This is a genomic window from Sulfitobacter aestuariivivens, assembly GCF_014763045.1.
Classification (GTDB): Bacteria; Pseudomonadota; Alphaproteobacteria; order Rhodobacterales; family Rhodobacteraceae; genus Sulfitobacter; species Sulfitobacter aestuariivivens.
In genome coordinates this window covers 1815303-1827776 of the sequence record NZ_JACTAG010000001.1, presented here as the reverse complement: position 1 = coordinate 1827776, position 12474 = coordinate 1815303, and the positions used below count along the sequence as shown (strand labels likewise).

General features: G+C 60.9%; 12 protein-coding genes. All 12 read right to left on the bottom strand.

Annotated elements, in window-relative coordinates; all coding sequences use genetic code 11:
- Nucleotides 1-2: 2 nt before the first annotated feature.
- Nucleotides 3-1271: an NADH:flavin oxidoreductase/NADH oxidase family protein gene (locus H9Q16_RS09035; protein WP_191074977.1), complete on the bottom strand. Its 1269-nt coding sequence runs from the start codon at nt 1269-1271 to the stop codon at nt 3-5.
- 149 nt (nt 1272-1420) lie between these two features.
- Nucleotides 1421-2500 (bottom strand): BMP family ABC transporter substrate-binding protein, encoded by a 1080-nt coding sequence (locus H9Q16_RS09030; RefSeq protein ID WP_191074976.1) that lies wholly within the window; start codon nt 2498-2500, stop codon nt 1421-1423.
- Between the two features lie 44 nt (nt 2501-2544).
- Entirely contained in the window at nt 2545-3465 is a 921-nt protein-coding gene (locus tag H9Q16_RS09025) for an ABC transporter permease (RefSeq protein WP_191074975.1), read from the bottom strand.
- On the bottom strand, nt 3465-3674 hold the full coding sequence (locus H9Q16_RS09020; RefSeq protein ID WP_191074974.1) for a hypothetical protein: 210 nt from the start codon (nt 3672-3674) through the stop codon (nt 3465-3467). Before H9Q16_RS09020 ends, H9Q16_RS09025 begins: the two co-directional genes overlap by 1 nt.
- Nucleotides 3674-4756 (bottom strand): ABC transporter permease, encoded by a 1083-nt coding sequence (locus tag H9Q16_RS09015; RefSeq protein ID WP_191074973.1) that lies wholly within the window; start codon nt 4754-4756, stop codon nt 3674-3676. The genes H9Q16_RS09020 and H9Q16_RS09015 overlap by 1 nt, the downstream gene beginning before the upstream one ends.
- 150 nt (nt 4757-4906) lie before the next feature.
- Nucleotides 4907-6427 (bottom strand): ABC transporter ATP-binding protein, encoded by a 1521-nt coding sequence (locus tag H9Q16_RS09010; protein WP_191074972.1) that lies wholly within the window; start codon nt 6425-6427, stop codon nt 4907-4909.
- Entirely contained in the window at nt 6424-7185 is a 762-nt protein-coding gene (gene xdhC, locus H9Q16_RS09005) for a xanthine dehydrogenase accessory protein XdhC (protein WP_191074971.1), read from the bottom strand. Before xdhC ends, H9Q16_RS09010 begins: the two co-directional genes overlap by 4 nt.
- Nucleotides 7182-9578, bottom strand: coding sequence for a xanthine dehydrogenase molybdopterin binding subunit (gene xdhB, locus H9Q16_RS09000; protein ID WP_191074970.1), 2397 nt, complete (start codon nt 9576-9578; stop codon nt 7182-7184). The genes xdhC and xdhB overlap by 4 nt, the downstream gene beginning before the upstream one ends.
- A complete protein-coding gene (xdhA, locus tag H9Q16_RS08995) occupies nt 9575-10984 on the bottom strand; it encodes a xanthine dehydrogenase small subunit (protein WP_191075220.1) in 1410 nt (469 codons plus the stop codon). Before xdhA ends, xdhB begins: the two co-directional genes overlap by 4 nt.
- A gap of 134 nt (nt 10985-11118) precedes the next feature.
- A complete protein-coding gene (locus tag H9Q16_RS08990) occupies nt 11119-11595 on the bottom strand; it encodes an SRPBCC domain-containing protein (protein ID WP_191074969.1) in 477 nt (158 codons plus the stop codon).
- A 3-nt stretch (nt 11596-11598) separates the two neighbouring features.
- Complete coding sequence (locus H9Q16_RS08985; protein WP_191074968.1) at nt 11599-12063, bottom strand: SRPBCC domain-containing protein; 465 nt, start codon at nt 12061-12063, stop codon at nt 11599-11601.
- Nucleotides 12060-12389 carry an ArsR/SmtB family transcription factor gene (locus H9Q16_RS08980; protein WP_191074967.1) on the bottom strand — a complete coding sequence of 110 codons (330 nt, stop codon included), beginning with the start codon at nt 12387-12389 and terminating at the stop codon, nt 12060-12062. Before H9Q16_RS08980 ends, H9Q16_RS08985 begins: the two co-directional genes overlap by 4 nt.
- Nucleotides 12390-12474: the final 85 nt, after the last annotated feature.

Sequence of the window (12474 nt, the reverse complement as noted above, 5' to 3'; positions counted from 1 at the left end):
TATTACTGCCGCCGTTTCCTGAATGCCTGACCGCCAATGGCGCTCACGTTCTCCCACACGGTGTGCCAGGCAGACATACCGGGTTTGGGGTCAAGCCCGCGTCCCATCCGCCTGATCTGGCTTTCGTAATACGTGATCGCCAGCATGAACATCCTGTCCATGCCCCTAAAGCCCGTGCTGGGCGTGCCGACGTCTCGGGTATACGCCGGATCACACGCCGCGTTGCGGGGCAATTCGGGGTCAAGCGTCAGGCTGCGCGCCAGCCCGACCATGTCACAGGCGCCCGAGGCCACCGCATTCTCCATCGCGCGGACGGATCTGAAGCCACCGGTGACCGCAAGAGGGACCTCTGAAAGCGCCCGCGCCTGTGCGGCAAATTCAAGGAAATAGCCCTCGCGTTCGCGGGTGGATTGCCTGTGTCCGGTCATCGCAGGGTTCTCGTAATTGCCGCCCGAAATCTCGATCAGGTCGATCCCCGCGTCTGCCAGCGCTTTCATAACTTCTTGCGCCTCGTCCTCTGCAAAGCCGCCTTTCTGGAAATCCGCACTGTTCATTTTGATGGAAATTGGGAAATCCTCGCCTACGGCGGCGCGGATCGCCTGATAGATTTCCAGTACAAACCGGCGGCGGTTTTCGGCGCTGCCACCCCAACGGTCTGTCCGGCGGTTGTGGTGAGGCGACAGGAACTGACTGACCAGATAGCCGTGCGCGCCGTGGATTTGCACACCATCAAAGCCTGCTTCCTGCGCTAAACGTGCGGATGTGGCAAAGCGCGCAATCAGCGCTTCGATCTCTGCATCTTCAAGGGCGCGCGGCGGGGCAAATGACTTGTCCAACCCTTTGCCAAGCGGCACGGCGCTTGGTGCCACAGGTTCGGGTGACAGGAACTTCGGTATCTGCTTCCCCGGATGGTTCAATTGCATCCAGAAAAGGGTTTTCGGATTGCCCCGCCTGACGGCGGCGACCCATTCCTTGAACGGGTCCAGCGACGTGCCGTCTTGCAGCACCACATTTCCGGGCTCGCCCAGGGCGGTCCGGTCGATCATGACGTTGCCACTGACCAATATACCGGTGCCACCACGCGCCCACCGTTCATAGACCTCTTGGTGCGCATTGTTCGGCAGATGAACGCCCTGTTTTGCCAGCACCTCGCTCATCGCGGATTTGAGGATCCGGTTCGGGGCCTGTGGCCCGCGCTTGAAGATAAGCGGCGCAAAGAGTTTGGGCGCATGTGGAGGCGCCTGCGCCTCAAGCGTGTCGTGGGTGTTCATCGCCGGTTTCCTTTGTCATCTGGCTGACATGCCCCGCATCTACGGGGTGGCAAGCAACCTCACAAGGGCAAGCACCTACCTGGATGCGCGAAAGGCAAGAGGCCCCGCATCACCTGCGGAGCCTCTCACGTGTGTTCTTTCAGAACTGCTTATTGCGGAATATCGCCTTCAAGGCCTTCGACGTAGAAGTTCATGCCAGCCAGCGTGCCGTCGTCAGCCGTTTCGCCCTCTGCGAGGAAATCGCTGCCGTCCTGCTTTTTCAGCGGGCCGGTAAATGCATGGTACGATCCGTCAGCCAAGGCGGCCTTCATTGCCAGCGCTTGCTCTTTGACATCTGCAGGCACCGCGTCTGAAATTTCACCAATGCCCACCATGCCGGCACCGATGCCATCCCATGTGTCCGTGCTTTCCCAGGTGCCATCCATCACAGCTTTGGTGCGCGCAATATAGTATGGCGCCCAATCGTCAATAATCGAAGACACGCGTGGCATGGGCGCATACTGCGACATGTCAGAGGCTTGACCGAAGGTGATCACATTGCCTGCTTCCTGTGCTGCCGCCTGTGGGGCAGTGGAGTCAGTATGTTGCAGGATCACATCGGCACCCTGTTCGATCAGAACTTTCGCCGCGTCCGCTTCTTTTGCGGGATCAAACCAAGTGTAGGCCCAGACGATCTTGAACTGCACGTCCGGGTTGACCTTGCGCGCGTGGATGAAGGCGGAGTTGATGCCCCGGATTACTTCGGGGATCGGATAGGAACCGATATAGCCGATGATGTTCGACTTGGTCATGGAGCCCGCGATGTGGCCTTGGATGGCACGGCCTTCATAAAAACGCGCCGAATAGGTCGACACGTTGTCCGCCCGCTTGTACCCGGTCGCGTGTTCGAATTTCACATCCGGAAATTTCTTGGCGACGTTGATCGTGGGGTCCATATAGCCGAAGGACGTCGTAAAGATCAGATCTGCGCCATCCAACGCCATTTGGGTCATCACCCGCTCACTGTCCGGGCCTTCGGCCACATTTTCCACATAGACGGTTTCGACCGCATCGCCGAACTCTGCCTCGACCGCTTCGCGACCCTTGTTGTGCTCATAGGTCCAGCCACCATCCCCGATGGGGCCGACAAAGACAAAGCCCACCTTGGTTTTTTCATGCCCATCGGCATAAGCCGACGTGGCAAGCCCAAGCGCCAGCGTGGCACCGGCAAGAAGTTTTCCGAATTTCATAAACATCCCCGTTTTTGTTGCCCCGTCGGGGCAGTTGTTGGCCCCTAGGTAGAGGCGTGGAAAGTCCGCCCCAGTGAGGCGGGTGCAGCAGATTTGTCCCGGCTCAGAATCACCAGAACAACAATCGTGATAACGTAGGGCGACATTGCCAAATACTCCACCGGAATGGCAACGCCTGCCCCCTGCAGATTAAGTTGTAATTGAGTGATCCCGCCAAAAAGATAGGCACCGAGCAGGAGCCGCCAGGGTTTCCAGCTGGCAAACACAACCAGCGCAAGCGCGATCCAGCCCACACCGGCTGTCATCCCTTCGGTCCACTGTGGCACGCGAATAAGGCTGATATAGGCGCCACCGACACCGGCGCAGGCTCCGCCGAACATGATCGCCAGCGTGCGGATGCGCACCACTTTATAGCCCAGTGCATGGGCCGCATCATGGCTTTCGCCCACCGCGCGCAGCACCAGCCCCGCGCGCGTAAATTTCAGCACCGCCCAGACCGCAGCAACCAGCAGGAAACCAAGGTACAAAATGATGTCGTGGGTAAAGAGGATCGGTCCGATTACCGGGATATCTGCCAGCGGCCCAAAGTTAATGTCGCCCAGCCGTGGCGGTTTGATTCCCACATAGGATTGCCCCAGCAGGGAAGACAACCCAAGCCCGAAAAGCGTCAGTGCCAGGCCCGACGCAACCTGATTGGCCAGCGTGATTTGCGTCAGAAACGCAAATAACAGGCTTAGCAAGGCCCCGCCGACTGCGGCCGCGACAAACCCAAGCAGGGGGGAGCCTGTTTCGACGGCGATCGCGAACCCGCAGATCGCCCCCGTGATCATCATGCCTTCCACACCCAGGTTGAGCGTACCTGATTTTTCCACGACCAGTTCGCCGATAGCCGCAAAGATCAGCGGCGTTGCGGCGACCAGAAATCCCGCGATGAAAAGGACTGGGTTGATAGCTGAAAGGTCCATTACTTTGCCCCCCACTTACCTGCGCGTTGCAGAACAAAGCGCAGCAACAGCCATCCCGCAAAATTCATCACAATCCCGATGGCCACCAGTTTTGTCACCAGCCAAACGCCCGGCAAACCGTACGTCGCATAAACCATCAGGAACCCCAGCAGGATACCCACCACGATCAGAGGTCGCAAAGATTGCATCAGTCCGCCAAGAAACGCCATCAAGCAACCTCCCCCCGGCCAAAGCGCAACCGGTAATTCGTGAACATGTCCAGAGCGAGCAGGAAAAACAGCAGCATCCCCTGAAAAACCTGAATGGCCGCCGCAGGCAGGCCAAGATTGGATTGTGCGATGTCGCCCCCGATATACGTCAGCGCCATCAACAGCCCTGCCAGCAGAATTCCCACCGGATGCAGGCGGCCCAGAAAGGCCACGATGATCGCGGTAAACCCATAGCCCACATTGAAATCAATGGTGACCTGCCCTGCAGGTCCCGATACCTCGAACAGTCCCGCGAGCCCCGCCAGCAACCCCGACATGCCCAGGCAGAACAAGACAAGCCGCGCAGGGTTCACGCCCGAGAACCGCGCAGCACGCGGGGCCTCACCGGTCACGCGTATGGCAAACCCCAGGCGATGCTTGGTCAGCAGGACGTAGGCCAGAATGACGGCAATGAACGCCGCCACGACACCCCAATGCATGCCGGATCCCTCAATGATGTCGGCATTAAAGGCGCTCTCGTACTGCTGCAAGTTTCGCGACCCAGGAAAGCCGAACCCTTCGGGGTTTTTCAGTAATCCCAAGGACATGGAGGCAAGAAACTGTTCAGCCACATACACCAGCATCAGCGAGACAAGGATTTCATTGGTCCCAAATCGCACCTTCAGGAGCGCGGGGATCATCGCCCAAATCCACCCTCCAAAGGCCCCGGCGAGCACCATCAGTGGGAAGATGAACACGCTCTGTGCCGGATAGAATGCCAACCCAACAGCGGCGCCAAAAAGTGCCCCCATGATATATTGGCCTTCCGCGCCGATGTTCCAGATACCCGCCTTAAAGCCAAGCGACAGCCCTATGGCGATCAACACCAGTGGCGCGCCCTTGATCAAAAGCTGTGGGCGGTAAAAGAAAGCGAACTCACCAAACAATGGATCCCAGAAGATGGTCTTGATCGCCACCAACGGATCTTTGCCCAAAGCGGCAAATAGCAAGCCACCAAAAAACATTGTCGCCAACACCGCCAGAACCGGGGTGGCCAGTGAAAACGCCCGGCTCGGCTGGGGCCGCTTTTCAAGCCGGATCATGATGCGCCCCCTTCATTCACCCTTTTGCAAATACCTATTGCAACAGTGCCGCACGAAACACTGTTCATGATTGCTGCGCCCGTCCAACAATGACCGTGCGTTTTCTTGGAAAGAAAACGGTCCGGAATTTTCATAAAATTCCGCGCTTCTTCAAACATGCGCAACCTCCATACCGTGGGCACCGCCCATCATCAGGCCAATCTCTTCCACGGTCAGCCCCTGTGCGGGCCGTGGTGGTGACAAACGTCCCTCATTCAGTGCCGCAAACCGGTCCGAGATCTCCATAAGCTCATCAAGGTCCTGTGAGATCACCACAATCGCTGTCCCGTTCTCTGCCAGATCCAGCAAGGCCTGACGAATGGCCGCCGCGGCGGACGCGTCAACGCCCCAGGTCGGCTGGTTCACCACCAGCAATTCCGGGCGCTGCAAGACCTCGCGACCGATGACAAATTTCTGCAGGTTCCCGCCCGACAGCGACCGCGCTGCATTGGCGGGACCGGGGGTGCGCACATCGAAAGTCTCGATGATGCGCTCAGCGAATTTGCGCGCCGCCGACCAGTTCAACATCCCGCCCCTGTCCAGCCCTTCCCGCGCAGCACCAGTCAGCAACGCGTTCTCCGTCAGCGACATATCCGGCACGGCTGCATGGCCCAATCGCTCTTCCGGCGCGCTGAGGATGCCCATCGCGCGGCGCGGATTGGGGCCCAGCAGGCTGACATCGCGACCCTGAAATCGGACCGACCCCGGACGGGTGCGCATCTCGCCTGACAGTGCAGCCAGCAATTCATCCTGCCCGTTTCCCGCAACACCCCCGATACCCAAGACTTCACCTCGGCGCACCTCGACCGTTATGTCGCGCAATGGCATCCCAAAAGCACTGGGCGAGGCCGCACTCAGCCCCTCCAGTGCCAACACCACATCGCCCGGCGTCTTTCCTGCCCGTGTGGGGGTCTTGAGCGCTGATCCCACCATCATCTCGGCCATGTCCCGTGCGGACGTCTCGGACGGGGTGCAATGGCCCACGACCTTGCCCAACCGCAGAATGGTCGCGGCATCGCACAGGCTGCGGATCTCTTCCAGCTTGTGCGAGATATACAGGATCGCAGTACCTTCGGCGCTCAATTTGCGGAGTGTTTTGAAAAGGATTTCAACCTCTTGCGGCGTCAGAACCGACGTAGGCTCATCCATGATCAAAAGCTTTGGTTCCTGCAGCAGACAGCGAATGATTTCGACACGCTGCCGCTCACCGGCGGACAGATCACCCACCACGCGGTCAGGTGACAATGGCAGACCATAGGTTTCGGACACCTCCCTGATCTGGCGGCTGAGCGCGCTCATTTTGGGGGCGTCTTCCATCCCCAATGCAATGTTTTCCGCCACACTCAGGGCGTCAAAAAGCGAGAAGTGCTGAAACACCATACCGACGCCCGCAGCGCGTGCCGCGCGTGGCTCCGGGGGGGCAAAAGCCGCCCCATTCATTTCCATCGTTCCGGCGTCGGGCTTGACCAGACCGTAGATCATTTTGACCAGCGTAGATTTGCCTGCACCATTCTCGCCAAGCAGCGCATGGACTTCGCCGGGTGCAATGGTCAGCGACACGTCATCATTTGCCACAACGCCAGGATAGGCCTTGGTCAGACCAGCAAGGTGCAGAAGAGGTGTCTGTGTCATGCGGGAACCTTTCTTGCCACATTCGCCAGTAAGGCGGTCACCGTACCATGCGCAATGGCAGCAGGCGTCTTGCCCAGTGCCTTGTCCCCAATCGGGCAGGTGATCGGCGCGGGGTCAAGCCCCATGGCGGTCAGGCGTTTGAAAAATCGCGCCCATTTGGTGGCCGACCCGATCAACCCGATCGATGCAGCCTGCCTGCGCAATAACGCGGCACACAGCGCCAGGTCTATGTCGTGGGCGTAGGTGAAGATCAGGTGATGCGCGCCGCGGGGACAGCGTGCGGCCAGCAGCGCCATGTCGTGCGCTGGCAGCGCAGTTACATGATCCGGGATTTTCGGGGGGAACCGCTCGCGGGCGTCGTCGACCCAGACGACGTCGAAGGACCGGGCAGGTGCAGCATCAACCACTGCGCGGCCAACATGGCCCGCGCCCCAGAGCCAAAGCGGCACCGGACTGTCCGGTGATGGACCATCTATCCGGAAGGACGGATCAGGCTCTGCTATGCGCGGCTGACGCGTGAACAGCAGCCTGACCGATCCACCGCAGCATTGTCCCAACCCCGGCCCCAAGGGAATGGTCTGTGTGAGGGTATCGCGCTTTTCGCGCATCAGGGTGCGTGCCGTGGCAATCGCCTGATGCTCAAGCGCGCCCCCGCCGATTGTGCCGTCGGTCCTTTCTGTGCGCACCTCCATCACGGTGCCTGCATCGCGTGGCGCAGAGCCCTTGGTTTCAAGGATTTGCACGTAGATGACGCTCATGAGCGTGTCCGCGCGATGGCGCGCAGAACTTCTTCTGCGGTGGCGGGGGCCTGCACATCGCCGAACGCGGGTCCGCAGGCGGCGATGGCGTCTGACAGGGCCATGAAGGCGGAAATGCCCAGCATGAAAGGCGGCTCACCGACCGCTTTGGAGCGGTAGACGGTTTGGGCGGGGTTTTCCTGATCCCAAAGGGCGACATTGAAGACGTCCGGGCGATCGGAACAGGCCGGGATCTTGTAGGTGGAGGGCGCATGGGTCTTGAGTACACCATCCGCATCCCAGACCAGCTCTTCGGTCGTGAGCCAGCCCGCGCCCTGCACATAGCCGCCTTCAATCTGTCCGATATCCAAAGCCGGGTTCAGCGAGGCCCCGGCATCATGCAGAATGTCCGTGCGCAGGATGCGGTTTTCGCCCGTCAGAGTGTCGATCACCACTTCGGTGCAGGCGACCCCATAAGCGAAGTAAAAGAAAGGGCGGCCCTTTCCGGCGATCCTGTCCCATTCGATTTCGGGTGTCTTGTAATAGCCTGTGGCAGATAGAGAGATACGGTTTTCATAGGCGCTTGCGGCGGCCCGTGCAAAGGTAATTTCCTCATTTCCGATCAACACCTTACCGTCCAAAAAGGTGATGTCACGTGTCTGATGGCGTTCTGCCAGATGGTCCGTGATCCGGGTGCGTATTTCATCGCAGGCGTTTTGCACGGCCATCCCGTTCAGGTCTGATCCGGAAGAGGCTGCCGTGGCAGACGTGTTGGGCACCTTGCCGGTGTCGGTTGCGGTGATTTTCACCATCTCCAGCGGGACGCCAAAGCGGCTTGCTGCGACCTGTGCGACCTTTTGGAACAACCCCTGGCCCATCTCTGTTCCGCCGTGGTTCAGGTGGATAGAGCCATCCTGATAGACATGCACCAGGGCACCTGCCTGATTGAGGTGGGTAAGCGTAAAGGAGATGCCGAATTTGACCGGCGTCAGCGCGATGCCTCGCTTCAGAACAGGCTGTGCCATGTTCCAGTCCGCGATCAGTGCGCGGCGCTCTTCGTAGCTGCTGGATCCCATCAAACGGTCGGTCATCGCATTTATGATGCAGTCCGTGACGGGCTGGTGATAGGGGGTGGTTTGGCGTGTCGGTGCAACGTCGGTATCACGTCGGTATTGTGTCGGTGCAGGGTCGGCGCCGCGCGACGCGTTGTCCGCGCCGGTGTCGGGGATGGGACGGTTGTCGATGGCCGCGCCAGCGGCGCGCTGTTGCACCACGTCGGCATAGTAATTGGCGCGGCGCACATCCAGCGGATCGCGGCCCAGATGCTGGGCGACGTGATCCATCACCCTTTCGATACCCAGCATCCCTTGCGGCCCGCCAAACCCGCGATAGGCGGTGGCCGAGCACATATTGGTGCGCAACCGGTGCGAGGTGATGCGGATGTCATCAAGGTGATAGGCATTGTCGCTGTGCAGCATGGCGCGGTCAGCGACCGGCAGCGACAGGTCCATCGACCAGCCGCAGCGGGTGTAGTGGGTCACATCAAGCGCGCTGAGCCGCCCGTCATCATCGAAACCCACGGTGTAATCGATGCGGAAGTCGTGACGCTTGCCGGTGATGATCATGTCATCGTCCCGGTCATAGCGCATCTTGCAAGGCCGCCCGGTTCTGGCGGCCGCAATGGCGCAGGCCACGGCCAGCGCGTTGCCCTGACTTTCCTTGCCGCCGAACCCGCCGCCCATGCGGCGTGTCTCGACCCGCACGGCATGCATGGGTTTGCCCAGTGCATGGGCCACCTTGTGCTGGATTTCGGTCGGGTGCTGGGTGGAGGAATGCACAACCATGTCACCGTTGTCCTGCGGCAACGCGAGCGCGGCCTGACCTTCGAGGTAAAAGTGTTCCTGACCCCCCATCGTGATGGAACCCGACAGGGTTTGCACCGCCTCCTTCAGGCCCGCCACGGCATCGCCTTTCTGGTAGATGCGCGGCCCGTCCTCGAACCGCGCGTCGGCGGCAAGCGCGTCTTCGATGCTTAGGATTGGTTTGGATTTGATGATCTCAGGTTCGCCAACGCGTGCGGCATAGCGGGCGTTGAGATGGCTGGTCGCGATGACAAGAAAGAGCGGTTGGCCCACAAAATGAATGTCGCCCGTGCATAACAGCGGTTCATCGTGATTCGAAGGGGAGGTATCCGCGTCATGTTCGAGGTCGTCCGCCGTGAGCACATCCAGCACGCCCGGGGCGGCCCTTACGTGGTCAAGGGTCAGCCCCACAAGGCGGCCTGCCGCTGCGGCGCTGGTACCAAAGGCCAGATGCAGCGTGCCCGAGGGCGTGGGGATATCATCGACATAGCGGGCAGCCCCGGTGACATGCAGCGGCGCTGCATCATGGGGCAGGGGTTTTGTCACGCTCATGCTGTCACCTGCTGCACATCCGTGAGATCGCCCGCCATGTCATGCAGATAGCGCAACAGCATGTTCTGGGCGGTCTTGAGGCGGTAACTGGCGGAGGCGCGCATGTCACTGAGCGGGGTGAAATCCTGCGCCATGGCGGCCATGCTGGCGCGCATGGTGTCTTCTGTGAAGGGGTGGCCGACAAGTGCTGCTTCGGCCTGGCCTGCGCGCATCGGGGTGCCTGCCATCCCGCCATAGGCAAGGCGTGCGGCGGTGATCGTCGGTCCGTCAAGATCCAGCGCGAGGCATCCACAGACCGCGGAAATGTCCTGATCAAAGCGTTTTGACAGTTTGTAGCACCGCAGCGTGTCAGGCCCCTTCGGAATGCTGATGGCCTCGACAAATTCGCCGGGGCGGCGGTCTTGCTGGCCGTAGGAGATAAAAAAGTCCTCCAGCGCGATTTTTCGACGGGCGTCGCCCTGTCGCAGGTGCAGCTGAGCGCCAAGCGCAATCAGCGCGGGCGGGCTGTCTCCGATTGGGGAGCCGTTGGCGATGTTGCCGCCCAGCGTGGCCGCATTGCGCACCTGCACCGAGCCGTAGCGCCGGATCATCGCAGCAAAGCTGGGGTGACGTTGTGCTATGGCGGCTTCAACCACGTTCAGATTTGTCATCGCACCGATGTGCAGGGCGGTGTCATCCTCGGAGATGCCGCGCAGGTCTGCGCATTGGTTGAGAAAGGCGATATCACCCAGATCGCGAAACTGTTTGGTCACCCACAGGCCCACGTCGGTGGCCCCGGCGATGAGCGTGGCATTGGGATGTGCGGCGTACCATTCGGCCAGCGCATCGGCGCTGTCGGGAACACACACGGAGGGTGCGCCCTGGGTGTCTGTCGGCGACTTCGGAGGCGCTGCCTCCGGACCTCCGGGAAGAGTTTTGGCCAGAGAAAGAAGATGGGCCGGGACAGGTGCGTCGGCTGCGGCGTCCGCGGCGCGGATGATCGGGGCATAGCCTGTGCACCGGCACAGGTTGCCGGCCAGCTGGACGTCGTGATCGGTGGCCCCATTGAGGTGGGCGCAGGCCATCGAGACAACAAAGCCGGGGGTGCAAAACCCGCATTGGCTACCGTGATGATCAACCATGGCCTGTTGCACAGGGTGCAGCGTGCCGTCCGGACCGGCAATCCCTTCGACCGTGGTGACATGTTTGCCTGCGATCTGGGGCAGAAACAGGATGCAGCCATTAAGAGACCGCGATCCCTCTGCGTCGGTGATCATGACGGTGCAGGCCCCGCAGTCGCCCTCGTTACAGCCCTCTTTGGTGCCCGTCAGGCCGCGGCTCTCGCGCAGCCAGTCGAGCAGGGTTGTGGTGGGGGATACATCCGTCAGGGACACAGGATCTCCGTTGAGAAGAAACGTGATGTCCATGTCGCTCGCCCGCCGCGTTACCAGGTGGCCCATAAATGCGCTCCGCTCGATGCGGCGTAGAGGGGCGCGGGCTTAGACCTGCTGAGGCTATGCGGGGCAGGGTGGACTTGGCAAGTGGAAAGCGGCCAGGCGCACTATATGCTGCGCGAAAGCGTGTCGAGTTGCTTAGCCATTGAGCCCCAGCCGTCGGCAAACCCCATGGCGGCATGCGCGGCCCGCCCTGCCTCATCGGCGTGCAGCACGGTCGCGGTGTAGCGGGTGCCGCCATCCTGCAGCGGCGCGAGGGCAAGGATTGCGGTGAAATGAAACGCGCCTTCGGCAGGGGCGGGGCCCGGCCCGAAGCCGGGCAGCAGCGCGGTTGTCCATGTCAGGCGCCGGGCTGCCTGGGCTTCGAGCACGCAGCCTGCGCCGCCGTCCATCTCGCCCATGTCGGGGATGTGCATCACCACGTGAAAGGTGCTGCCGGGGGTGGGGTCGATCACCGCCTTGGTCACGGTGACTGGTTCCGGGGCGAACCAGCGTTTGAGCAGCTCGGCCTCCGTCATGCAGCGCCAGACGGTTTCGGGTCGCGCAGTCATGTCGCGCGAGAGTGTCAGGGTAAGATCCCTCATCGTTCAGGCCTTTTCGGCCTGAGTGGCGACCAGACGATCGAGGCTTTCCATGCCGCCGGTCCAGCCGGCGTTGAACTCTGCGATCATGTCGGGGCCGACAAAGGAGGACACGGCGACCGTGACCTTGACGGTTGAACCGGTCCCGTCACCGGCGATGTTGTATGTGACCAGACTGGCGCCAAGGCGGGCGCCGCCTGCTGTGATGGTTTCGGTGAACACCGCATCTGACGGGCCATCGAGGCGGTACCAGCGGGTTTCGACCTCGAACTCCGGATTGTCTGCGGGACCGCAGCGGTGATGATCCACACCGCCAACCCGCAGATCGGAGGTTACGACCTTCATTACCATGCCGTCGTCCGGAACGCCCCATTTCTCACGCATGGTCGGATCGGTCATCAGGTGCCACATGCGTTTCGACGGCAGTGGATAGGTGCGCGCGTACGTGAATGTGTCGGTATCGGTGCTCATTGCGTGTTCCTTTCGATGTCGCTGGCAAGCGCAGACAAGCGATCAAGGCGCCGGTCCCAGACGCGGCGCTGCCATTCGAGCCAGCCTTGGATTTCCATCAGCGGAGCGGCTTCGATGTGGCAGGTGCGCACGCGTCCCTTTTTGGCAGAACGCACAAGACCTGACGCTTCCAACACCTTGAGATGGCGCAGAAATGTGGGCAGGGCGATGTCATGGGTTTGGTGTAGTTCGCTGACCGTTGCCGGACCGGAGACCAGGCGTTCCACTACCGCGCGGCGGGTCGGGTCGGAGAGGGCTGCAAAGCAGGTGTCAAGTTGGTTAGTCATAGTGCTAAGTATTGCGATAAGCCTGATGTTGTCAAGACACTTAGTTGATTGGCTACCTTTTGTGGAGCTCCGTGGCGTTGATCTC